Raw genomic sequence first — 21,222 nt, forward strand, 5'->3', positions numbered from 1 at the left:
TATGTCTTTGATCGGCAGGGAATCAGGTATCCGCAAAACGTTCAGCGTTTCATTGTTGGCTATGGCAGTACACGCCCTTCTCAACCCCACATTGGCGCAGGCTGCCGATACGACTCAGCAGGATCTGGTGGTCAATGCCACCACCAGTGACAGTAGTGATGACACTGACAAGCAGGACTATGCGGTGAAAACCACGCGAGCGGGCACCAAGCTGCTACTCACCCCGCGCGATGTGCCGCAATCAGTGAGCGTGGTGACGCAGCAGCGTATGCAGGATCAGCAGCTACAAACTGTCACCGACGTGTTGAATAACACCACTGGTATCACCAGCAATTTGGTGGATTCTGAACGTTCTGAATACTATTCCCGCGGCTTCAAAATCACTAACTTCACCTTTGATGGTATCCCCACTTCTACGGGTGATAACTGGAACTACGGTGACGCGGCATCTGATACCGCCATTTATGATCGTATTGAAGTGGTACGCGGCGCGACAGGCCTGATGACTGGGGCTGGCAGCCCCTCCGCTTCGGTCAATATGGTGCGTAAACACGCCGACAGTAAAGATTTTACTGGCTCGGTCAGCGCCAGCTATGGCAGTTGGAATAAACAACGCTATGTCGCTGATATCGCCGGGCCGTTGAACAGTGAAGGTTCGCTCCGCGGGCGCGTGGTAACGGGTTATCAGGATCAGGACAGTTGGCTCGATCGCTATCATAAAAATAAGAAGTTCCTTTATGGCGTGGTCGATGCGGATATCACCGCTAATACTATCCTTTCATTAGGTTATGACTACGAAAAGGCCGATACGCGCGATCCTACCTGGGGTGGCTTACCAGATTTCTATAGCAACGGTTCTCTTACGCACTACAACCGCAGCCTGAACTCCGCCGCCGATTGGACTTACTATCACACCGAAATACAGAAGGTTTACGCCGATCTGGTGCATAACTTCGATAACGGCTGGAGCTTCCATGTGAATGGTACCTATGCCAAAAATACCTTTAGCGATAAGTTGCTTAACCTGTATAGCGCATTCCCTGACGAGAGTACCGGCGAAGGCGTAACCGGCTACGGCAGCCTGGACCGTGGTAAACGTGAACTGACCTCCGTTGATGGTTACGCCAGCGGCCCGTTTGAGTTACTTGGCCGTCAGCACCAGTTGATGGCAGGCCTGAGTTACAGCCGCCAGCACAACCAGACTTACAGCCAGGATGGCGTCACTGACCTGGATGAATATGATATTACCGCCGCTGATATGGGGCCATTTAACAACAACTGGAACGGCAATCTTGCTGAGCCGCAGTGGCAAGGTTGGTATCTGAATGCCAATGATGTCATTCGCCAGAAGTCTGCTTATACCGCCGCGCGTATTTCATTGGCCGATCCGCTATCACTGATTATTGGTGCTCGCTACACCGAATGGAGCACCAACGGCAGCAGCGGCGATATGACCCAGCACAACACCACGCCGTATGCCGGTCTGGTGTATGACATCAATGATACCTGGTCTGCGTACGCCAGCTACACGTCGATTTTCCAGCCTCAAACCTACCGCAATAGCTCAGGCCACTACCTTTCTCCGGTTACCGGAAAAAGCTACGAAACGGGGTTAAAATCGGCCTGGTATGACGGTCGTTTGACCGCAACCTTTGCGGTATTCCGCATTCAGCAAGAAAATGTCGGGACAGCAGAGGATGGCGTCTACGTTAATAACAGCAGCGAGCAGGCCTACACCGCCACTAAGGGCGCACGCAGCAAAGGCGCCGAGTTTGAACTGAACGGTGCGCTTACCGATAACCTGCAATTAACCTTCGGCGCAACGCGCTATGTAGCGCGTGATTCGGATGGTCGTTATAACCCTGATCAACCGCAAACCCAGTTTAAGCTGTTCACCCGTTATCAGGTTCCAATGCTGCCCGACCTGACTATCGGCGGGGGTATTAACTGGCAGAACCGCGTATTTGAAGATGTGAGCGCGCCAGATGGCAGCACCCAGCGCGTGTATCAGGGAAGCTATCCACTGGCAAACCTGTTTGCCCGTTATCAGGTCACCAAACAGGTTGCGGTGCAAGCTAACGTCGATAACTTATTCGACCGTGAGTACTACACCTATATGAACAACTATGTTTACGGTGAGCCGCGCAACTTCTCGGTTAGCGTGTCATATCAATTCTGATAAAAAAATCCCCGGCGCCAGGCCGGGGATACTTTCTGCATCACACTTTATTTTTATAATTAAAGCTGATCTGCGAATTCTGTTCACGTGGCAGACGCCGCGCCTCCAGATATACCGATTTCCAATACGGATTATTCAGTGAGGAGCGCATCACGCCCTGGCTAACCGAAGCGTGGAGGAATTGATGATCGGTGTCATAAAAGCCAACGTGTAACTCGTGTTTGATACGAAAGAACACTAAATCACCGGGTTGCAGGTGCGCCTTATCAACCGGCTGCCCCATGGCAATTAATTCGCGCGTTGTGACACGATCCATTGGAATATTGAAACGATCTTTTAAGGTTCGCCAGACAAAACCGGAGCAATCCACACCGTTTAATTGCGTGCCGCCCCACTGATATTTGGTGCCTTCCCATGAGTGCATCTGGTCGTGTAATGCCGCGATCACCGGAATCAAATCGGGTTGCTTACCACCATCGGTTGAAGCATCGACACTCTCTTCCGCAGGTGGATGAGAAGTTTTGGAAGAGCAACCTGCCAGGGTAATAACAAACAGACAGGCGATAAATTTTCTGGCCGCAGAGTTGATCATGGGATGACGTTTTCGCTGAGGGAGACAGTGGTTAGAGATTTATACCGCAAAAAAGTTGCAAAAATAAATAGCTCGCCGCTGAATTCTTTTAATCCTCTTCTTTTTTACTTAAGTTTACGCAAAGGTAACATCATGTATTTGGGATAAAAATTATATATTCCTTCGCCAATTTTCGCTTTGGAGGTTATTAATTCGCCCAACTCTGCTGCTATTTCATCCCACCATCAGCATCTGGCTGCCGATGGTGGCAAGCCGGCATCATTTTATTGTTTGGATTGACTGCGTAACGGCGACTCCGGCAGGAATAATGACAAAATAAAGGCCAGCGCCATCACCACCGCCGCCATCTGGAATGCCGCATGTACCGCTGTGCTAAATACCTGCAAATACGCTTGTTGCACATCATACGGCAAATGGTGCACTGCATTCGGGTCCAGCGTGGCGGGCAATACATCGCCCTTTTCCACCAATTCAGTCAAACCCGATTTCAAGACGTGACTAAACATCGCGCCAAACAGCGCCACCCCGATTGAACCGCCCACCGAACGGAACAACGTGACAGAGGATGTGGCGACGCCAATACGGTCGGGTGTCACACTGTTCTGAACGGCCAGGACTAACACCTGCATCACCATCCCCATGCCCATTCCGAGCACGCAGGCGTAGAGATAAATCTGCCACAGCGCAGATTGCAGGGTGAGCGTCGTCATAAGAGCCATCCCGACGGTTGCCAGCAGTGTTCCGCCAATCGGGAACAGACGATAGCGACCGGTACGACTGATAATGCGTCCGCTGATAATCGATGTCACCAGCAGTCCACCCATCAGCGGCAGCAACTGCAACCCAGCTTCGGTCGGGGTTGAGCCTTTCACCACCTGTAAATAGAGCGGCAGGAAAGTCACGCTGCCAAACAACGACATCCCGACAATAAAGGCCATCAAACTGGAGAGCGAAAAGCTGCGATTGCGGAACAAGCCCAGCGGAATAATCGGTTCCCACGCACGACGCTCTTCATAAATAAAGCCAATTACGCCCACCAAACCAAATGCCAAAATGCACCACAGCACGGGATCGCTCCACGCACGCAGCGTGCCACCTTCGCTGGTGAAAAGCGTAATCCCCACCAGCGCCAGACTGAGACATACGGCACCGGGATAATCGATCTCGTGCGGCTTACGTTTGTTATCCGCTTTAAATACTGCGTTGATAATCACTAGGGCGAAGAGGCCTAGCGGCAAGTTGATGTAGAAAATCCAGCGCCAGGAGGCGTGCTGCACGATAAAGCCACCGAGTAACGGGCCCACCACCGTCGCCAAACCAAATACCCCGCCAAACAACCCTTGGTATTTGCCGCGATCGGCAGGCGGGATGACATCCGCCACCGCTGCCATGCTAACCACCATTAGCCCACCGCCGCCCAGACCTTGCAGGGCGCGAGTAAAGATCAGTTGCTCCATATTTTGTGCCAGTCCACACAAAGCTGAGCCAATCAGGAACAAGACAACGGAGATCTGCAGCACCGTTTTACGGCCAAACAGGTCACCAAATTTGCCATACAGCGGCACGACGATGGTGGACGCCAGCATATAGGCCGTCACGATCCATGACAGGCGATCCAGCCCGCCCAATTCACCCACAATAGTGGGCAACGCGGTTGAGACGATGGTCTGGTCGAGTGCAGAGAGCAGCATTACCAGCATCAGTGCGCCCATCAGCAAGCGGACGGAAGGTGGACTCTCTTCCCCGCTGCCCGATCGCGGCGCTAATGTTTCAGGTTTCATAACAGACACCAATTGAAATTAATTAAATACACAATTAATATTGATCGAAGTCTGACATGAAACAAGTGAGCGCGTAAAGATGACCGCACAAAAAGTCGCTGCTGATGATAAGGCAACCATTGCCAAACCTCGCCGTCCTGGGCGTCCGCGTGGCGGTGCCATCTCTGCACAACAGCGCGAGCATTTATTGGATATCACGCTGGCACTTTATGCCGAAAGCGGCATCGCTGAAACCTCGCTGAATGCAATCGCTCGTAAGGCTGGCGTGAGTCCGGCGATGCTCAACTATTACTTTCAGTCGCGCGAATCGTTGTTAGATGTGGTGGTTGAGGAGCGCTTTTTACCGTTACGCCAGCGGCTGGAAGCACATTTTGATGGGGAGATAAGTGACCCTGTCACCACATTCAGTGGATTCATCCGTGAAATCGCTGATATCGTTCTGAACAACGACTGGTTCGCCCCATTATGGATGCAAGAAGTCACCAGCGGTTCGCACGGCTTAGGTCAACACATCAAAGAACGTTATGGACATGCGGGACGCGACAAAGTCAGGGCGTTAATTGTGCGCTGGCAACAGCAGGGTTTATTGAATGCAGCGTTGAATCCCGATTTGCTGATGACCTCCATCCTGAGCATGATACTCGTGCCCTTCACACGCTTCGCCAATGAGCCGGAGTTTGATACGGAGCTGATTGTACAGCACACGCTTAGCTTGTTCTGTCAGGGAATCCGCCCAGTCAGCTAACCCGTTTTCTGCCTCGCAACTACACTTTTGAAATGACATTCTGCGAGCAGGAAAACATGATGATTTTAGATGCCGATACCGATTTACAGCTTGAGCGTTCCCTGCAAGTACCGGCCGATGTGATTTGGCGCTGCTGGACCACACCAGAACATCTCAAACACTTTTTTGTGCCTAAGCCTAATAAGTTAGTCAGTTGCGATATCGATCTGCATCCTGGTGGTCGGTTCAACACGGTTTTTGAGGTGGATGGGAATGAAATGCGCAACGAAGGGGTATTTCTGGAGCTGATACCTGGTCGGAAGCTGGTTTTTACCGATACCTATACTGAGGGATGGAAACCTGCTGAGCATCCTTTCATGACCGCAATATTGCTACTGGAACCGCTCAATCCTCATGCGACCCGCTATGTTGCCATTGCCAGGCATCGCAACGCTGAAGCGCGTGCCGAACATGAAAAAATGGGCTTTCATAGCGGCTGGGGCATGGTTGCCGATCAGCTTGAGGCCTATGCCAAGATGCTTTAATGGGCACCTGCGGTTTTCTTGATAATGAGCCTACTTAAAGGCTCATGGGCAATGAAGCTTTACTTAAATTCCTTGAGCCAGGATTAACCTACTACTTCAATAAAAACATGTAGACCTTTGTGGCCTACAAGATCAACCTGCTCGACGATAACAACAAACTCGGTCTGCCGAATGATGACCAGGTAGCATTGGGTCTGGTGTATCAGTTCTAATATATTGAAAGGCCAGCAATGCTGGCCTTTTTCGACTACTCGCAGTCAAGTTTGCAGCGCGTGAATTACTCGATCACCAACTGGACCTTTTTGCCCATCGCCGCAACCATACCCACTAACGAATCAATGGTAAATTTTTCTGTTTTTAGATTAACCACATCTGAAACTCGGGGTCTGGAAACGTGCAGGATCTTTGCCGCTTCAATCTGCTTATGGCCACTTGCCGTCATCCATTCAGAAATTTCAGTCATTAGCTGCTTCTTTAATTCGTCGGCTCGGTTAATTTCTTCACGAGATTGTGTCAGAAGGGAGTCCGCTTCAGCCGGTTCGAATCCGAGATCAGCAAAAATATTGCTGCCCGCTTTGGTGATATGCCGCGACTGGGTATCGATTTTATCGGTCATGTTAGTTTTCTCCGTTCTTCGATAACTGCTTTATAACGCTCGATGATTATATTCACATCTTTGGGGCTGGTTTGTTGTGTTTTCTTTTGGAAGGCATGTATGACATAAATGGCTTCAACAAATTTTGCCACATAAACGACGCGATATTCGCCATCATCGCCTTTTATTTTGATCTCAATAACACCTGCTCCCCAGCGATTTACAGCCTTGTAGTGAGTGGGATTATGTCCATTTTGAATTTTGTGAAGTTCAAATCCAACGTCCTTTTTCACCTCATTGGGGAACATTTTGATGTCCTCCAGAGTTGTACCACGCCAGTCTAAATCCTTTTCATCCATTTCCGTGCGCTCCACACCACTCCATTTGTGTATAAAATATTATACACACCTAAGTGTACGGAACAAACTTCAGGCAATAAAAAACCCCGCATTTGCGAGGCTTCTCTCAAACTAATGAGTTTACGGATACAACCCGCGATCCTTCCTTGCCAGCAGAATTCGCTCGCAGGCAACGGCGTAAGCTGCCGTTCGCAGCGTGACGTTGAGCGCCTCAGCTTTCTGCCAGACGGCTTCAATCGCGTGCTGCATAATGCTGTCCAGCCGTTGATTGATCTCCTCTTCGCTCCAGAAGAAGCTGGAGAAATCCTGCACCCATTCGAAGTAACTCACCGTCACGCCGCCCGCATTCGCAATCACATCTGGCACCACAGCCATGCCGCGTTGCTGCAAGATATCATCCGCCTCCGGTAGCGTTGGGCCATTTGCCCCCTCAATAATCAGGCTGCACTTCAGTTGGTTGGCACGTTCAGCAGTGATCTGCCCTTCGAGCGCAGCAGGCACCAGAATGTCGTAAGGCTGCGTCCAAAAATGTTCATCAGCTATGGTGTCAGCTCCCGGGAAGCCCGCAATACTACCGTGAGCCTGCTGCCACGTCTGTAACGCCGGGATATCCACTCCGCTGGACAAATACAATGTGGCTTTGTGATCCTGTACCGCCACCACTTTTGCCCCAATCGCATGGAACAGTTCGGCGCTGACGCTGCCAACGTTACCAAAACCCTGCACCGCCACGCGGCTACCTGGCACACCAATGCCCAGCTTAGTCGCAGCGCTGCAACCGGTGACGAAAACCCCGCGCCCGGTGGCTTTGACGCGCCCCAGTGACCCGCCCAGATGCACCGGTTTGCCGGTCACTACGCCGGTGGTAGTGGCGCCAACGTTCATCGACCAGGTATCCATCATCCACGCCATCACCTGCGCGTTGGTTCCAACATCAGGGGCGGGAATATCCTGTTGCGGACCAATCATATTGCCGATCTCGCTGGTATAGCGCCGGGTTAAACGCTCCAGCTCTTTATGGGATAAGGTGGTGGGATCGACACGCACGCCGCCTTTTGCTCCGCCAAACGGCAAATTCAGTGCGGCGCACTTCACCGTCATCCATGCTGAGAGCGCCATCACTTCCTGCAACGTCACATCAGGATGAAAACGCACCCCACCCTTACCCGGCCCACGCGACAAATTGTGCTGCACGCGATAACCCTCAAAATGACGCACTGAGCCATCATCCATTTCCAGAGGGATATCAACAATTAATGCCCGCTTCGGATGCGTCAACGTATCGGCCCAACGGCTGAGATCGCCCAGCAGTGGCAACACGCGTTCAACCTGCGTCAAATACGTTGACCAGGCTGAGTGACAGTCGCCTGTCACATAGGAAAGTTCAGACAAACTGACCTCCAGATTTTACTGTCAGGATAGAAAATGCCACCAACGGCAGAATGGCGGCGAGAGGATTGGTTCAGCCGTGCAGGCCGAGTTTTTTCTCCAGATAGTGGATGTTGGTGCCACCCTGCTGGAAATGTTCGTCGGACATGATTTTCATCTGTAGCTCGACGTTGGTCTTGATGCCGTCGATAATCAGTTCCGCCAGCGCATTTTTCATGCGCGCGATCGCCACTTCACGGGTGTCACCGTAGGTGATCAGTTTGCCGATCATGGAATCGTAGTACGGCGGCACGCTGTAACCGGCATAGATGTGCGATTCCCAGCGCACGCCAAAACCGCCTGGCGCGTGGAAACGGGTGATCTTGCCCGGGCTCGGCAGGAAGGTGTTCGGATCTTCGGCGTTGATACGGCACTCTACCGCATGACCGCGAACAATCACGTCTTCCTGTTTGATCGACAGCGGCTGACCGGCAGCAATACGCAGTTGCTCTTTGATCAGATCCACGCCGGTGATCATCTCGGTCACCGGATGCTCCACCTGAATACGGGTGTTCATCTCGATGAAGTAGAACTCACCGTTTTCGTACAGGAACTCGAAGGTACCCGCACCGCGGTAGCCGATATCGATACAGGCTTTGGCACAGCGCTCGCCGATAAAGCGACGCAGTTCCGGCGTGATGCCCGGTGCTGGTGCTTCTTCAACGACTTTCTGGTGACGACGCTGCATCGAGCAGTCACGCTCCGCCAGATAGATGGCGTTGCCTTGGCCGTCGGCCATCACCTGAATCTCGATGTGGCGCGGGTTCTCGAGGAATTTCTCCATGTAGACCATGTCGTTGTTGAAAGCCGCTTTGGCTTCCGCTTTCGTCATGCCGATGGATTGTTCCAGATCTTTTTCGTTGCGCACCACGCGCATACCACGACCGCCGCCGCCGCCGGAGGCTTTGATGATCACCGGATAACCGATGCTCTTAGCGATGGCACGGTTTTTATCCATGTCATCGGTCAGCGAGCCATCAGAACCTGGCACGGTCGGAACGCCGGTTTTCTTCATCGCGGTGATCGCAGACACTTTGTCGCCCATCAGGCGGATGGTGTCAGCTTTCGGGCCGATGAAGATAAAACCAGAGCGCTCAACCTGCTCGGCGAAATCGGCATTCTCAGAGAGGAAGCCGTAGCCCGGGTGGATCGCCACGGCGCCGGTGATTTCGGCGGCAGAGATCAGTGCAGGGATGTTCAGGTAACTTTTGACCGACTGTGCCGGGCCGATGCAGACGGTTTCGTCCGCCAGCAGCACGTGCTTCAGGTCGCGGTCAGCGGTTGAGTGAACCGCAACGGTCTTGATGCCTAATTCTTTACACGCGCGGAGAATACGCAGAGCGATCTCACCGCGGTTAGCAATGACAATTTTATCCAGCATGCTTCGCCTCGTTATTCGATGACGACGAGCGGCTCGTCAAATTCAACCGGTTGGCCGCTTTCCACCAGGATCGCCTTCACAACGCCGGATTTATCGGCTTCGATCTGGTTCATCATTTTCATCGCTTCAACGATGCACAGGGTATCGCCCGCGTTGACTTTCTGGCCCACTTCCACGAAGGCTTTCGCATCCGGGCTTGGGGTACGGTAGAAAGTGCCGACCATCGGAGAACGCACGATGTGGCCGGTGATTTCCGGCTTAGCGGCTTCAGCCGGCGCAGCGGCTGCAGGTGCAACGGCGGTCGCCAGCGCAGGCTGCTGCATCACTGGCGCAGCATAAGCCTGTTGCATGACCGGGTAGCCAGCGTTTGCAGGTGAACGGCTGATACGAACTGACTCTTCACCTTCAGAGATTTCCAGCTCGGAGATGCCGGACTCTTCAACCAGTTCGATCAGTTTCTTAATTTTACGAATATCCATGAAAAACTTTTCCTACGCGTTATCAACTCGCAGCAGTTATAGCAGAGGGGATTCTTGAGCAGGACATAGGGAGTTCAGTTGGGGTTATAAGGAAAAGGTGGCGGGGTGGATCGTTGGTCATCTGAATTTTATCCCCACCTGAGGATAATGGATGCTTTATCCCCACGTGGGGATATCGTGGATAATATTGCAGTCTTAGAGGTAAACGACATATTAGGGAGGCGTAATCTTGTTACGCCTCTTATGAATGACCGTTACTTCTTCAGACTAATTTTCTGCAGGGCTTCCCACAGCCGCGTTTTATCACCCTGTTCCAGATTCGCTTGATCAAGCGTGTGCAGAAAGGCGGCTTTATCGATGAAGGGTTTTCCCTCGGCTAACTGCGCACGGATCCCACTCAGAATGCTGGCGCTCAGCACATTAATTTTGCTTCTGACCTGATCCAGCGGCAAAGGCTGCCAACCTTGTTCAGGTGTGGAGAGCCAATCTGCGCGATAGCGATATTGAATCGCTTTTGCTGCATCCATCTGAGCCTGCACAAAGGGTTTCACAGACTCGCCCGCTAAGCCCAGCTTTTCGGCTTGCTGCACAGCACTGGCCAGCACTTTTTCTTCTTGCGGCAGATCTTCAATCGCAAGATGATTGGCGGCTTTATAACCGGCCACATCCTTCATATAGGACAGGCGTTGATTGATCAGGGAAGCCACATCGCTATCAATGACAGGTGCCGCCAGCGCGGTGGCAGAGCAAGATAACCCAATTAACAAAATGATTTTACTGAAATAATTCCGATTCATCTCTCTTAGCCTCTTTTTCCATGAGTCACATTGCGTCGCTAATTTAACTTTTTTTTACTTGCACCGAAACCTTTCCGCCCCCTCCAGCGAACTGATGTATTGAGTCACTAAAACCGGACCTCCCTTACATCGCAGGAGCAGATAATGAAATCGTTTAAAACCCTCGTTTGTACTCTGAGCATCACCGCCGCATTGGGCCTCTCTGCCACCGCTTTTAACGCCAGCGCCGCGCTGCCGGTTGGCGCAAAAGCACCAAATTTTGAACTGCAAGGTGCATTAGCCGGCAAACCATTGACCTTCTCGCTGCAAAAAGCGCTGCAAAAAGGGCCAGTGGTGCTTTACTTCTTCCCGGCCGCATTCAGTGCGGGCTGTACGATTGAAGCGCATGACTTCGCCGAAGCCACCGACAACTTCACCAAAATGCACGCCACAGTTATTGGTGTGACTGCAGGCAATACCGATCAGGTGAGCGATTTCTCTAAACTGGAGTGCCGTGACAAATTCGCTGTTGCCGCCGACCCAGGTGCTAAAGTGGCCGCTCAGTATCAAACCACCATGCAGATGAAAGGCAAAACCCTTTCCGATCGTACCTCTTATGTGATTGCGCCTAATGGCGACATCCTGCTGAGTTACACTGATAGAAACCCGGATACGCACATTGAGAAAGCCCTCGCCGCCGTGAAGCAGTACGACGCTGCACATCCGCAAACTAACTAAGCAAAGAGGCCAGCGATGTTAACCGCCATGCTGGCCGCCTTTATTGGCGGCATCATTCTGAACTTAATGCCCTGCGTCTTTCCTGTCATCTCCCTGAAAGCGCTCGGCCTGTTGCGCCACACTGACAATGCCGCCAACGCGCGTCGTGAAGGTTTAGGCTTTTTACTGGGCGTGATCGTTACCATGATGGCGCTAGCGGGTATTTTGCTGGCCGCGCGTGCAGGCGGTGCTGCTGTAGGCTGGGGATTCCAGTTACAGTCCCCCCTGGTGATCGCCCTGCTATCATTGGTGATCCTCGCCGCTGCGCTCAATCTACTTGGCGTATTTGAAGTGGGCCTGTCGGTACAACGTGTTGGATCCGTTGAAATCAATCGCGGCGCCTTCTTACGTTCTGCACTCACTGGCGTATTGGCGATTTTGGTTGCCACCCCTTGTGCGGCACCGTTTATGGCTAGTGCGATCGGCTATGCCCTGGTGCAACCCCCTGCTGTGGCGCTGGTGATATTCTTCGCCCTGGCACTCGGTTTCGCAGCGCCTTTCACACTGATTTCTCTTTTCCCTCAGCTGGCGAGATTCTTGCCTCGTCCAGGCGCATGGATGGATGTACTGAAGCGCGGTTTAGCCTTCCCAATGTTTGGCGCTTATGCCTGGCTGGTGTGGGTGCTCGCGCAACAGGCAGGCAGCGCGGCATTGGCTACACTGTTAGCAGCCTCAGTGGTGGTAGCATTCGCGGGCTGGCTATATGGGATGGCGCAACATCGCCGCTTTGCCGGTAAAGGCCATAAAGTGCTGTTCGCCGTGACCGCCGTATTGGTTATCGCCGTGCTGGCCCCACTGCCGCAGTTAATTCAACCGGGCGCAGCGCTGGCAGGTGACCAGGTAGCCAGCCAGCTCACTAAAGAGAAGTGGACACCGCAAGCCGTCGCCTCTCAACGTGGACACGGTAAAGCCATCTTTGTCGATTTCACCGCCTCATGGTGTATTACCTGTCAGGTGAATGAAAAAACCTCCCTTTCGACGCAGGCAGTGAAAGACGCGTTGGCAAAAACCGGTACGGTGTATATGGTGGCGGACTCCACCAAGTTTAATCCCGATGTCGATGACGCCATGAGCGAGTTTGGTCAGGGCGGACTGCCGATGTATCTGGTTTACCCCGCCGATGGCGGGCCGCCAAAAGTGCTACCGCAAGTGCTGACACCGAGCATTGTGGTGAATGCGCTGGAAGCGGCCAGCACCAAGGCGTAATTGTTTCAAGGCGGATTATGCAAGCAAGTGATAGCGCGCGCGAAAGTTGGCCCGCGCTAATGGAACAGGCGCAGGCGGGCGATCAACTCGCCTACACCCGACTGCTCAAAGCGCTAGTGCCGGTGATACGCGGGCAAATACGCCAACAACTCACCGACCAGGCATTAGTGGAAGATGTGATTCAGGATGTGCTGTTAACAGTGCATCGGGTGCGTCACACCTATGATCCTGCCTACCCGTTCTTACCCTGGCTGATGGCCATCATCTCCGCTCGCGCAGTCGATGCCCTGCGGCGGCGCGGACGACATCAGCAATGGGAAGTTCATGAAGAAACGTTAACTGAAGCCGCCATTGCGCCAGAAACACCACCGCTAGAGACGCAAGAGGAGCTGGCCAGTTATTTGCGCCAGCTTCCCTCGCGTCAACGTGAGATTGTTGAACACGTCCATCTACGCGAAATGAGCCTGAGTGAAGCGGCAGAACATAACAATTTAAGTGTGGCAGCGGTGAAATCGCTGTTGCATCGCGCGCTGAGTAATCTGCGTCGCTTTGGAGCACACCATGAATAATCATGACCTGTTAATCGAAAAACTCAGCCGCGACATGCAGCCCGTTCAACCGATGCGGCCGACTTATTGGCGTGTCTTGATGTGGCTGCTGCTGGCACTACCCTGCGGCATCGCCGCCAGTTTTCTGGTGCAGCGCACCCTCACCGACTGGTCACAACCCGGTGCGATGCGCGCGCTCATCCAGTTGGCGCTGGCGTTTGTGCTCGGCTTGTTCGCGATTCGTAATGCGTTCAACATGAGCATCCCTGGTCGCCGCAGTGTCAGTTGGAAAGTGCTGTTGCCGCTGGGTTTATTGTGGCTGGGCCTGAGCCTGAGCAGTATCCCGCACGCCGAAGTTGAGGCACATGATAATGACAGCACGCGCTGTTTTACCTTCCTGTTAGTGGTGAGCACACCGATGATGGTGCTGATGATTGCCAATTTACGCAAGACACGTGCACTCCATCCGGTTCGCAGCCTGGCGATGGCCGGACTGGGCATATCCTGCATGGCCGTCACCATGCTGGCGTTTTGCCATCCGGTGCATCTGCACGCCATGGATTTTGTCATGCATCTGGCCGCGATTGCGGTGATTATTGTTCTGACAGTGCTACTTGGTCGCCGCTGGGTAAGATTGGGTTGAGGCAATACTAGGACACTCTCTAATAAGAGTTAATACAGAAATTAAACGGCAGCGCAGCGTATATAAACTAATGCGCTGCCAATCTATCTCGTTTCCTAAAATAAAAACCCAATCCTTAGACCTCTTCCACTAATTTGTTCGCTTCCAGTTTTGTGAGGTCGTAAGCGGCTTGAGCCTGTTCCATCACCGGGCCGTACTCCATCGCCCAACTCGCCAGGGCCATAAAGGGTTGCTGCAGCGTCTGCGCTAAAGGTGTGATGCTGTATTCCACGCTCACCGGCGAAGTTGGTAGCACTTTACGGTTCACAAGACCATTGCGCTCCAGACGTTTGAGCGCATCCGCCAGTGCTTTATGGGTAATCCCATCCAGTCTGCGGCGAATCTCATTGAACCTTGAGGGCTGTGTGCAAAGCACGGTGAGAATTAATATCGACCATTTATTGGTGATGTTTTCCAAAACAGGTCGGGTTTTACCGATATCAATCAAAGGTTTGTCAGTTTTCTCATTCATGGCGATATACCCGTATATATCTGATATAAACTAAGTGCGTAATTGATATCAAGTATAGTTTTTATATCATCTGGGTTCCACTCTTAAAGGAGCATTGCAGATGAGCAGATTAGAAAACAAAGTTGCCGTGGTACTGGGCGGCGCAAAAGGTATCGGTTTGGCGATCAGCCAGCGTTTCGCCAGCGAAGGAGCAACCACCTGGTTTACCTCCCGTCGTGAAGAAGAATTAGCTACTGCCAGCCGCAAGATATCCGGCATCGCGAAGCCATTACGCGCCGATGTTAGTCAGAACGAAGAGCTGGCCGATATTATGGACACCATCAAAAGCACGTCAGGCCATTTGGATGTGTTGGTGATCAATGCGGGTATGTCGGAATACGCCCGGTTAGACGAGATCAGTGAGTCTCACTACGAGCAGATTTTCGGACTTAACGTGCGCTCGCCGCTCTTTGCCTTACAAGCCGCGTTGCCCCTGCTGAAACCGGGTGCGAGCGTGGTTCTGATTGGCTCGATTGCGGATGTGATTGGCACGGAAGGCTATGGTGTTTACTCTGCCAGCAAAGCCGCTCTGCGCTCCTTTGCCCGCACCTGGACCCGTGAACTCGCCGCACGCGGTATCCGCGTCAATGTGGTCGCACCCGGCCCTGTGGATACCGAAATGATGGCAGCAGCTTCAGAACAGGTTCGAAATGGACTCACCAGCGCCATACCGCTCGGCAGAATGGCACAACCGGAAGAGGTGGCGAATGCTGCGTTGTTCCTTGCCAGTGATGAAAGCAGTTACATTGCGGGCGCTGAGATCTGCGTTGATGGTGGATTGACCCAGGTTTAGATGCGGCATACAAACAGCCATCGCAGGATGGCTGTCACTTCATTTCAGGGCAGACACGGTTCGAAATCTGTATGCTTTTCTCACCACACCTTAGGCACTCCAGGATCACTCACCCATCACAACATCGAATCACTGATATTGGGCGGAGGACTCACGCGCATCACCACTTTCATTGGAATATTTTTAGCGGGATGGCCTTTTTCAAATCGCCACTTGTTCACCGCTCTTATAACCGCGTCATCAAACAGATGGTCGGGTGTGGATTGCACAATGCGCATTTCACTGACCTTCCCTTGCGCATCGACATCATAAAAAAATTGCACCTTTCCTTCGATATGATTCTTTGCAGCATAAAAAGGATATTCAGGCTTATCCATTCGCAGGGCTTTAGGCTGTGCTTTATTGGCGGATGAAGTGGTGCAACCTGATAATGCCAGAGTGAGAATGATGGGTATGACCTTAAACATAACAACCTCCTGTTGTTGAGAATCATTCTCATGTTATCATCACATGATATCAACAAGATAGCGCCAGTTTAGCGTAAAGAATCCTTCATTAGGCTTCTGCTAGCATGTTCATCCATCAAGATTAAGGAATAATCGTCGATGAAAAACATCGTATTTATCTACATGCCCAGTCCAACATTGTTCAGAACACCGGGATTCGGAGTGGGTGGCGGATTGTTTGCCTATTTTCGCGAAGATAAATATATCGCCGCAGTGCAGAAGGCGATCGATAAACGCCAATTGAACTGGCGCTTCACGCGCGACACCACAGAATCGAATATTGAAACGCTTATGGACGAAGGTGTTGAATTACTGGTCTGTGCACCCGGCCTGCGATTTATGTTTTATCGCAAGAATTTTGATAAGCAACGCATAGTGTTTCTCACCACCATGGAATACCTGAGTAACGACGTCCGGCCTGTAATGCGTAAAATACGGGAACGGGAAGACAGGGAAGATTTGTTGGACTAAAGGGCTCGGATACCTCATGTCGGATATTACAGCCCCAAAATAGTATGAGTTGTTGTTCATGAAGGTGCGCATTAATGCGCACCTGGAACACCGATCACAATGAATAAAACTACTGAGGAATCACCTTCTCCGCTTTCAGCCGATCAAACAGCGCAATAAACGAATCCAGCGTGGAACTATAGCCAGTGAATCCCGCTTTGCGGCTTTTGCTCATGTCAGTGAACGCTTCCATTGGACGCCCAAGATCCGCATCGGTGTGCCACCACGAAGCCAGCTTATTGATGTCCGCCTCACGCAGTTGTTCGCGCGCGGCAATTTCCCGCCATGCGTCTGCGGCCTGTTGCATGCGCCCTTCTAACGGCATCATCTGTGCAGGATACGCGGCGGCTTCAACGTTAAAGTAAGCGGCCAGTCGCGGCCACAGCCAGTTCCAACGGAATACGTCGCCGTTGACCGCGTTGAAGTCCTGATTGGCTGCTTCATCCGCCGTCGCTGCCCACAGCAGCTGCTCCGCCAGCAAACCGGCGTCGGTCACATCCGCAATACCGTTCCACTGTTCCGGCGAGCCAGGAAAGATAAACGGCCAGCCCTTCTCGCGACACAGCGTGGCATACACCGCCAGCGTCTGCCCCATATTCATGGCATTACCCACTGCATAACCGATGATGGTGTGGGGACGATGCACGCTCCAGCGATAGCCATATTTTCCGGCACCGGCAAAGATTTCATCTTCCTGCGCATAGTAGAAGTTATCGACCGGCTGGCGTCCCTGTTCTTCACGGAACGGCGTCACCGGCACAGCACCTTTGCCATACGCCTCAAATGGACCCAAATAGTGTTTCAGCCCGGTCACCAGCGCCACGTGCGCACCGTTCAGGCGCTCACCCAGCGCTTCAATCACATTGCGCACCATGCCGCCATTCACGCGAATGTTCTCTTTTTCGTTCTCCTGACGCGCCCAGACGCTAAAGAACACCGCATCAGGCTTCTCTTGTGACAGTGCAGTGCTGACCGCATTAGCATCGGTCAGATCTGCGGTCAAACTGCGGCAACCTTCGGGGATCGCGCCGCGTCCGCGTGACAATCCCGTCACCTGCCATCCTTCACTTTGCAGTTTTTCCGCCAGCGCTCGTCCAATGACGCCGCTGATGCCGACAATTAACGCCTGCTTTTGCATTTCAATTCTCCTCGGTTTCAGTAATCATTAGCCTAATAGAGAATTGAATTCCTATCTCTGGCTTTAATTCACATCATTCACAACCTGGATTCATGAATAGATGCACGATCAGCGCCTGAAAGACATTGTTCCCTTTGTAGCCAGCGTCGAGAGCGGCAGTTTCGCAGCGGCGGCGGAACGTTTGCACCTGACCGGTTCCGCAGTCAGTAAAAGCGTCACACGGCTGGAGACTCGTCTTGGTTCACGTTTGCTGGAACGTACCACGCGCAGTCTGAAGCTCACCGATGCGGGCAACGCCTACTACCAAACCTGCCTGCGCATCATGGAGGAGCTGGCCGAAGCCGAAGCGGTGCTGGCGGCGCAGCGCACTATTCCCTCGGGGCGATTGCGCGTGGCGGTGCCGAATACCTATGGCCGCCTTGGCGTCATGCCGGTGCTGATTCCGTTTTGTCAGCAACATCCCGAGCTGGAACTTAATCTCACCTTCTCGGATCGTTTTATCGATCTGTTTGATGAGGGGATCGATGTCGCAGTACGCATTGGCGGATCGCCGGACGTACCGGCCTCGCTTGGCTGCCGTCAGATGGGTCGCGAGCGCATGGTTTTTTGCGCTGCACCCGATTATCTGGCGCGCCATGGACGTCCTCACAATGAAAGCGAGCTATTGCAGCATCAGGCCATCATGTATGAACGTGTGGATGGCAGCAGTAAGCCATGGTTGTTTACCACCGCCGATGGGCATCCGCACTGGCGCAATGTGCCACACCGGATGGCGCTGGGCGACGTGGATGCACAAGTGCAGGCGTTGTGTGGCGGGTTAGGCGTGGCGCAGATGCCATCCTGGCTGGTGCGCGAGCCACTGGCGCGCGGTGAACTGGAGATCATCTTGCCGGAGCAACAGCCCGATGGATTGGCTCTGACGCTGATATGGCCGCGCCGCAAGCAGCTGTTGCCGAAAGTCGATGCGCTATTGACCGCGCTGGAGGAATTACAGATTCGCTGAGGTGGGCGGCCTGAAGGTCGCTCACACCACGAAGGTCTACAAATCATAACAACATGCACGTTTGCAGCAGCGCGATGATGGTCTGCATTTATAGCGTCGCAACAGTTGTGGAAATAACTTGCCGCGACGCAATTTACTACGCCTCTTCCACAGCTCAGCGGTGATTTAACCGCCGCGACAGCCGATCACCACAAAATTGCAGCACCGTCACCAACGCCACCAGCACCACGATGACCGTCAACATCACCTGCATATCAAAGCGCTGATAGCCGTAGCGATAGGCCAGATCGCCTAATCCGCCGGCGCCTATCGCACCGGCCATGGCGGAAGCATTGATCATCGTCACCAGCGTGATGGTAAAGCCGCTCACAATGCCGGGACGCGCTTCCGGCAACAGCACATGCCAGACAATATGCCAGCGATGAAATCCCATCGCCTGTGCCGCTTCGGTCAATCCTTTATCCACCTCACGCAAACTCACTTCGGCGATGCGCGCAAAAAAGGGCGTCGCCGCTAAGGTCAAGGGCACCACTGCCGCCCACACGCCATAGGTGGTACCCACAATCCAGCGGGTAAACGGGATCAGCGCCACCATCAGGATCAAAAACGGGATCGATCGAAACAGATTCACTACCCATCCCAATACACGATTTAACAGCGGGCTGGGAAACAGGTCGCCGCGTCCCGTCACCACTAGAATCACGGCCATTGGCAGGCCAATCGCCAGCGCCAAAAGCGATGACACGCCGACCATCAACAGCGTATCCAGCAGCCCGGTCCATAAACGTTCAAGACTCAGTGACATAACCTGCAACCTCCAGTTGATCCGCTGATTCTGCCAGCAAGTCATACACCTGAGCCGCATCGTGATGGGCATCCAGTAGCAACAGCAGTTGCCCGGTGGGCTTACGCTCAACCCACTCAACCGCGCTATAAATCAGCGTTAACGCACCCGGCACGCGTGCACTGATCGCCGCTAAGTCAGGCTGTGCGCCTTGCCCGCTATAGCGCAATCGCACCAATAAGCGTGAATCGGGCTGCTGGCGCGTCGGCGTCAGCAGCGGCTGAAGTGTTTCGGGCAGCGCCGAAAACTGCGGATTGAGCAACTGCCGTGTGGTCTCCTGTTGTGGATCGCTGTAGACCTGCCACACCGGGCCGCGCTCAATGATCTCACCCTGATCGATCACCGCCACCTGGTGACAGAGATCGTGCACCACATCCATTTCATGGGTGATCAGCACAATAGTGATATGCCGCTGCTGATTGATTTTCTTCAACAGCGCCAGAATTGAACGCGTGGTTTCGGGATCGAGTGCCGAGGTTGCTTCGTCACACAGCAACAACTCTGGGTCGTGCACCAGCGCGCGCGCAATGCCGACCCGCTGTTTCTGTCCGCCAGAAAGTTGTGCAGGCCATGCGTTTTGGCGCTCCTCCAGCCCCACCAGCGCCAGCAGTTCATCCACCTTCTGCCGCCGTTGTTGCGCGGGCACGCCCGCCACTTTCAACGGCAACTCAATGTTTTCCCTTACCGTTTTCGCCGACAGCAGATTAAAGTGCTGGAAGATCATCCCGGTACGACGACGCCACGCCACCAGTTCGCGGTCAGTTAAACTGCTAAGGTCGATACCATCAATCACCACCGTTCCCTGGGTGGGCTTTTCCAGACGATTTAGGCAGCGGATCAGCGTGGATTTTCCCGCGCCACTGCGGCCGATAATGCCAAAGATCTCACCGCGCTTAACCTGCAAATCGATCTCTTTCAGCGCCTCCTGCGCCTGTCCGGCATAGCGTTTGCTCAGCGCATGAATCTGCACGTGCACCTTGCCAGCCGCATCCACGGTAGGCGTCAGCAGCGCATCACGCTCGCCGGGAATCGTCAGGCTCACCATCCTTACTGGCTCCAGCCCGGCTGATACAGCTTGCCGTAGAAATCATCCAGTTTGGCGCGTACTACTGGGGAGTGCTGGTAGATATCGACAAACTTTTTCAGGCGCGGATCGTCCTGATGGCCTTCGCGCACCACGAACTGAATCACATACTCAGGATGTTCGAGGCCATCAAACAGCAGCGCATTGTTCGGATCGATGGTTTTCGACAAACGAAGATAGTGCGGATAACCCTGCGCAAGGTCGACTTCATCCAGCGAACGCGACAGCTGAACGGCTTCGACTTCGATGATCTTCAGATGCTTCGGATTGCTGGCGATATCATCCACGGTGGATTTGAGGCCTGCACCCGGCTTGAGGGTGATCAATTTCGCTTTCTGCAACAGCAGCAGCCCGCGTGCGCCATTAATCGGGTCGTTGGCAATCGCCACCGTACCGCCGTCCGGGATCTGATCAATAGCCGTGTGCTTTTTCGAGTAAAGACCGATGTTGTTGATGATGGCCGGGGCATAGGGCACCAGGTGGAAACCGCCCTGCTGATTGGCGTTTTCAAGGAAGGGTTTATGCTGGAATAGGTTCACATCAATGTCGCCGTTCTCCACGCTGACATTCGGTGCCGTCCAGTCGGTGAACTCCACCAGCTGCACGTCAAGCCCTTGCTTTTTGGCTTCAGCCACGGCGGTTTCCAGCGGCGGCGCGAAGGCGGCTGTCGTACCCACTTTCAGCGGTCCGCTATAATCATTGGCGGCAAACGCGCCGAAGGTCAAAATCGAGGCGCTGAGCGCCAGTACCTGTGCAATCTTCATATCAAATCCCTGAGGTT

At 53.2% G+C, this 21,222-nt stretch carries 24 protein-coding genes and 1 pseudogene; 11 read left to right on the plus strand and 14 right to left on the minus strand.

Annotation, left to right across the window (positions count from 1 at the left end; all coding sequences use genetic code 11):
* Nucleotide 1 precedes the first annotated feature (1 nt).
* Complete coding sequence (gene fhuE, locus AC6I8L_RS23060; protein WP_058961000.1) at nt 2–2,179, plus strand: ferric-rhodotorulic acid/ferric-coprogen receptor FhuE; 2,178 nt, start codon at nt 2–4, stop codon at nt 2,177–2,179.
* Nucleotides 2,180–2,219: 40 nt separating this feature from the next.
* On the opposite strand, the gene AC6I8L_RS23065 is transcribed toward fhuE, so the two are convergent.
* Together AC6I8L_RS23065 and AC6I8L_RS23070 are read right to left on the minus strand one after the other, a co-directional pair.
* A complete protein-coding gene (locus tag AC6I8L_RS23065) occupies nt 2,220–2,771 on the minus strand; it encodes a C40 family peptidase (RefSeq protein WP_058961001.1) in 552 nt (183 codons plus the stop codon).
* Nucleotides 2,772–3,034: 263 nt separating this feature from the next.
* Complete coding sequence (locus AC6I8L_RS23070) at nt 3,035–4,552, minus strand: MDR family MFS transporter (RefSeq protein ID WP_058961002.1); 1,518 nt, start codon at nt 4,550–4,552, stop codon at nt 3,035–3,037.
* Nucleotides 4,553–4,631: 79 nt separating this feature from the next.
* Here AC6I8L_RS23070 and AC6I8L_RS23075 point away from each other — a divergent pair, with 79 nt between their 5' ends.
* The 3 genes and pseudogenes from AC6I8L_RS23075 to AC6I8L_RS23085 form a co-directional block, all read left to right on the plus strand.
* Complete coding sequence (locus AC6I8L_RS23075; protein WP_058961003.1) at nt 4,632–5,297, plus strand: TetR/AcrR family transcriptional regulator; 666 nt, start codon at nt 4,632–4,634, stop codon at nt 5,295–5,297.
* A 59-nt stretch (nt 5,298–5,356) separates the two neighbouring features.
* Entirely contained in the window at nt 5,357–5,821 is a 465-nt protein-coding gene (locus tag AC6I8L_RS23080) for an SRPBCC family protein (protein WP_058961004.1), read from the plus strand.
* A 44-nt stretch (nt 5,822–5,865) separates the two neighbouring features.
* Nucleotides 5,866–6,033, plus strand: a pseudogene (locus AC6I8L_RS23085) (porin); the annotation flags it as partial.
* A gap of 65 nt (nt 6,034–6,098) precedes the next feature.
* Here the strand turns inward: AC6I8L_RS23085 and AC6I8L_RS23090 are convergent.
* From AC6I8L_RS23090 to AC6I8L_RS23115, 6 genes are all read right to left on the minus strand, one after another.
* A complete protein-coding gene (locus AC6I8L_RS23090; protein ID WP_034829921.1) occupies nt 6,099–6,437 on the minus strand; it encodes a helix-turn-helix domain-containing protein in 339 nt (112 codons plus the stop codon).
* Complete coding sequence (locus tag AC6I8L_RS23095; RefSeq protein ID WP_058961005.1) at nt 6,434–6,775, minus strand: type II toxin-antitoxin system RelE/ParE family toxin; 342 nt, start codon at nt 6,773–6,775, stop codon at nt 6,434–6,436. Before AC6I8L_RS23095 ends, AC6I8L_RS23090 begins: the two co-directional genes overlap by 4 nt.
* 120 nt (nt 6,776–6,895) lie before the next feature.
* Nucleotides 6,896–8,167 carry a Glu/Leu/Phe/Val family dehydrogenase gene (locus AC6I8L_RS23100; RefSeq protein ID WP_058961006.1) on the minus strand — a complete coding sequence of 424 codons (1,272 nt, stop codon included), beginning with the start codon at nt 8,165–8,167 and terminating at the stop codon, nt 6,896–6,898.
* Between the two features lie 70 nt (nt 8,168–8,237).
* The gene (gene accC, locus AC6I8L_RS23105) at nt 8,238–9,584 is read right to left on the minus strand and encodes an acetyl-CoA carboxylase biotin carboxylase subunit (RefSeq protein ID WP_498014557.1); all 1,347 of its coding nucleotides are present in this window, start codon (nt 9,582–9,584) and stop codon (nt 8,238–8,240) included.
* An 11-nt stretch (nt 9,585–9,595) separates the two neighbouring features.
* The gene (gene accB, locus AC6I8L_RS23110; protein ID WP_034830260.1) at nt 9,596–10,063 is read right to left on the minus strand and encodes an acetyl-CoA carboxylase biotin carboxyl carrier protein; all 468 of its coding nucleotides are present in this window, start codon (nt 10,061–10,063) and stop codon (nt 9,596–9,598) included.
* 254 nt (nt 10,064–10,317) lie between these two features.
* Nucleotides 10,318–10,860, minus strand: a complete 543-nt coding sequence (locus AC6I8L_RS23115; protein ID WP_058960235.1) for a chorismate mutase — start codon at nt 10,858–10,860, stop codon at nt 10,318–10,320.
* Between the two features lie 144 nt (nt 10,861–11,004).
* Here AC6I8L_RS23115 and AC6I8L_RS23120 point away from each other — a divergent pair, with 144 nt between their 5' ends.
* From AC6I8L_RS23120 to AC6I8L_RS23135, 4 genes are read left to right on the plus strand one after another with little or no spacing between them, the layout of a single operon-like run.
* Nucleotides 11,005–11,577: a peroxiredoxin gene (locus AC6I8L_RS23120; protein ID WP_058960236.1), complete on the plus strand. Its 573-nt coding sequence runs from the start codon at nt 11,005–11,007 to the stop codon at nt 11,575–11,577.
* Between the two features lie 15 nt (nt 11,578–11,592).
* Complete coding sequence (locus tag AC6I8L_RS23125; protein ID WP_058960237.1) at nt 11,593–12,822, plus strand: protein-disulfide reductase DsbD family protein; 1,230 nt, start codon at nt 11,593–11,595, stop codon at nt 12,820–12,822.
* A gap of 17 nt (nt 12,823–12,839) precedes the next feature.
* On the plus strand, nt 12,840–13,391 hold the full coding sequence (locus AC6I8L_RS23130; protein ID WP_058960238.1) for a sigma-70 family RNA polymerase sigma factor: 552 nt from the start codon (nt 12,840–12,842) through the stop codon (nt 13,389–13,391).
* Nucleotides 13,384–14,013, plus strand: a complete 630-nt coding sequence (locus AC6I8L_RS23135) for an NrsF family protein (protein ID WP_058960239.1) — start codon at nt 13,384–13,386, stop codon at nt 14,011–14,013. Before AC6I8L_RS23130 ends, AC6I8L_RS23135 begins: the two co-directional genes overlap by 8 nt.
* Nucleotides 14,014–14,128: 115 nt before the next feature.
* Here the strand turns inward: AC6I8L_RS23135 and AC6I8L_RS23140 are convergent, their stop codons facing one another.
* The gene (locus AC6I8L_RS23140; protein WP_058960240.1) at nt 14,129–14,524 is read right to left on the minus strand and encodes a winged helix-turn-helix transcriptional regulator; all 396 of its coding nucleotides are present in this window, start codon (nt 14,522–14,524) and stop codon (nt 14,129–14,131) included.
* A 100-nt stretch (nt 14,525–14,624) separates the two neighbouring features.
* On the opposite strand from AC6I8L_RS23140, the gene AC6I8L_RS23145 reads away from it, so the two are divergent.
* A complete protein-coding gene (locus tag AC6I8L_RS23145) occupies nt 14,625–15,356 on the plus strand; it encodes an SDR family NAD(P)-dependent oxidoreductase (protein ID WP_058960241.1) in 732 nt (243 codons plus the stop codon).
* Between the two features lie 116 nt (nt 15,357–15,472).
* On the opposite strand, the gene AC6I8L_RS23150 is transcribed toward AC6I8L_RS23145, so the two are convergent.
* Nucleotides 15,473–15,823, minus strand: a complete 351-nt coding sequence (locus AC6I8L_RS23150; RefSeq protein WP_058960242.1) for a TonB family protein — start codon at nt 15,821–15,823, stop codon at nt 15,473–15,475.
* 138 nt (nt 15,824–15,961) lie between these two features.
* On the opposite strand from AC6I8L_RS23150, the gene AC6I8L_RS23155 reads away from it, so the two are divergent.
* Nucleotides 15,962–16,333, plus strand: coding sequence for a hypothetical protein (locus AC6I8L_RS23155; protein WP_058960243.1), 372 nt, complete (start codon nt 15,962–15,964; stop codon nt 16,331–16,333).
* Between the two features lie 109 nt (nt 16,334–16,442).
* Here the strand turns inward: AC6I8L_RS23155 and AC6I8L_RS23160 are convergent, their stop codons facing one another.
* Entirely contained in the window at nt 16,443–17,510 is a 1,068-nt protein-coding gene (locus tag AC6I8L_RS23160) for an SDR family oxidoreductase (protein ID WP_058960244.1), read from the minus strand.
* Between the two features lie 100 nt (nt 17,511–17,610).
* Here AC6I8L_RS23160 and AC6I8L_RS23165 point away from each other — a divergent pair, with 100 nt between their 5' ends.
* Complete coding sequence (locus AC6I8L_RS23165) at nt 17,611–18,513, plus strand: LysR family transcriptional regulator (RefSeq protein ID WP_058960245.1); 903 nt, start codon at nt 17,611–17,613, stop codon at nt 18,511–18,513.
* Nucleotides 18,514–18,667: 154 nt separating this feature from the next.
* Here the strand turns inward: AC6I8L_RS23165 and AC6I8L_RS23170 are convergent, their stop codons facing one another.
* Genes AC6I8L_RS23170 through AC6I8L_RS23180 form a run of 3 tightly spaced genes read right to left on the minus strand, consistent with a single transcriptional unit; the run spans nt 18,668 to nt 21,205 of the window.
* Nucleotides 18,668–19,318, minus strand: coding sequence for a methionine ABC transporter permease (locus tag AC6I8L_RS23170; RefSeq protein ID WP_058960246.1), 651 nt, complete (start codon nt 19,316–19,318; stop codon nt 18,668–18,670).
* Nucleotides 19,302–20,402, minus strand: a complete 1,101-nt coding sequence (locus AC6I8L_RS23175; protein ID WP_479400231.1) for a methionine ABC transporter ATP-binding protein — start codon at nt 20,400–20,402, stop codon at nt 19,302–19,304. Before AC6I8L_RS23175 ends, AC6I8L_RS23170 begins: the two co-directional genes overlap by 17 nt.
* A gap of 2 nt (nt 20,403–20,404) precedes the next feature.
* On the minus strand, nt 20,405–21,205 hold the full coding sequence (locus AC6I8L_RS23180) for a MetQ/NlpA family ABC transporter substrate-binding protein (RefSeq protein ID WP_058960248.1): 801 nt from the start codon (nt 21,203–21,205) through the stop codon (nt 20,405–20,407).
* Nucleotides 21,206–21,222: the final 17 nt, after the last annotated feature.

This window comes from Type-E symbiont of Plautia stali (assembly GCF_059731115.1).

Excerpts from the sequence above, each read along its gene's own strand:
- fhuE (WP_058961000.1), top strand. The coding sequence starts at position 2 with ATGTCTTTGATCGGCAGGGAATCAGGTATCCGCAAAACGTTCAGCGTT.
- AC6I8L_RS23065 (WP_058961001.1), bottom strand. The coding sequence starts at position 2,771 with ATGATCAACTCTGCGGCCAGAAAATTTATCGCCTGTCTGTTTGTTATT.
- AC6I8L_RS23070 (WP_058961002.1), bottom strand. The coding sequence starts at position 4,552 with ATGAAACCTGAAACATTAGCGCCGCGATCGGGCAGCGGGGAAGAGAGT.
- AC6I8L_RS23075 (WP_058961003.1), top strand. The coding sequence starts at position 4,632 with ATGACCGCACAAAAAGTCGCTGCTGATGATAAGGCAACCATTGCCAAA.
- AC6I8L_RS23080 (WP_058961004.1), top strand. The coding sequence starts at position 5,357 with ATGATTTTAGATGCCGATACCGATTTACAGCTTGAGCGTTCCCTGCAA.
- AC6I8L_RS23090 (WP_034829921.1), bottom strand. The coding sequence starts at position 6,437 with ATGACCGATAAAATCGATACCCAGTCGCGGCATATCACCAAAGCGGGC.
- AC6I8L_RS23095 (WP_058961005.1), bottom strand. The coding sequence starts at position 6,775 with ATGGATGAAAAGGATTTAGACTGGCGTGGTACAACTCTGGAGGACATC.
- accC (WP_498014557.1), bottom strand. The coding sequence starts at position 9,584 with ATGCTGGATAAAATTGTCATTGCTAACCGCGGTGAGATCGCTCTGCGT.
- accB (WP_034830260.1), bottom strand. The coding sequence starts at position 10,063 with ATGGATATTCGTAAAATTAAGAAACTGATCGAACTGGTTGAAGAGTCC.
- AC6I8L_RS23115 (WP_058960235.1), bottom strand. The coding sequence starts at position 10,860 with ATGAATCGGAATTATTTCAGTAAAATCATTTTGTTAATTGGGTTATCT.
- AC6I8L_RS23120 (WP_058960236.1), top strand. The coding sequence starts at position 11,005 with ATGAAATCGTTTAAAACCCTCGTTTGTACTCTGAGCATCACCGCCGCA.
- AC6I8L_RS23125 (WP_058960237.1), top strand. The coding sequence starts at position 11,593 with ATGTTAACCGCCATGCTGGCCGCCTTTATTGGCGGCATCATTCTGAAC.
- AC6I8L_RS23130 (WP_058960238.1), top strand. The coding sequence starts at position 12,840 with ATGCAAGCAAGTGATAGCGCGCGCGAAAGTTGGCCCGCGCTAATGGAA.
- AC6I8L_RS23135 (WP_058960239.1), top strand. The coding sequence starts at position 13,384 with ATGAATAATCATGACCTGTTAATCGAAAAACTCAGCCGCGACATGCAG.
- AC6I8L_RS23140 (WP_058960240.1), bottom strand. The coding sequence starts at position 14,524 with ATGAATGAGAAAACTGACAAACCTTTGATTGATATCGGTAAAACCCGA.
- AC6I8L_RS23145 (WP_058960241.1), top strand. The coding sequence starts at position 14,625 with ATGAGCAGATTAGAAAACAAAGTTGCCGTGGTACTGGGCGGCGCAAAA.
- AC6I8L_RS23150 (WP_058960242.1), bottom strand. The coding sequence starts at position 15,823 with ATGTTTAAGGTCATACCCATCATTCTCACTCTGGCATTATCAGGTTGC.
- AC6I8L_RS23155 (WP_058960243.1), top strand. The coding sequence starts at position 15,962 with ATGAAAAACATCGTATTTATCTACATGCCCAGTCCAACATTGTTCAGA.
- AC6I8L_RS23160 (WP_058960244.1), bottom strand. The coding sequence starts at position 17,510 with ATGCAAAAGCAGGCGTTAATTGTCGGCATCAGCGGCGTCATTGGACGA.
- AC6I8L_RS23165 (WP_058960245.1), top strand. The coding sequence starts at position 17,611 with ATGCACGATCAGCGCCTGAAAGACATTGTTCCCTTTGTAGCCAGCGTC.
- AC6I8L_RS23170 (WP_058960246.1), bottom strand. The coding sequence starts at position 19,318 with ATGTCACTGAGTCTTGAACGTTTATGGACCGGGCTGCTGGATACGCTG.
- AC6I8L_RS23175 (WP_479400231.1), bottom strand. The coding sequence starts at position 20,402 with ATGGTGAGCCTGACGATTCCCGGCGAGCGTGATGCGCTGCTGACGCCT.
- AC6I8L_RS23180 (WP_058960248.1), bottom strand. The coding sequence starts at position 21,205 with ATGAAGATTGCACAGGTACTGGCGCTCAGCGCCTCGATTTTGACCTTC.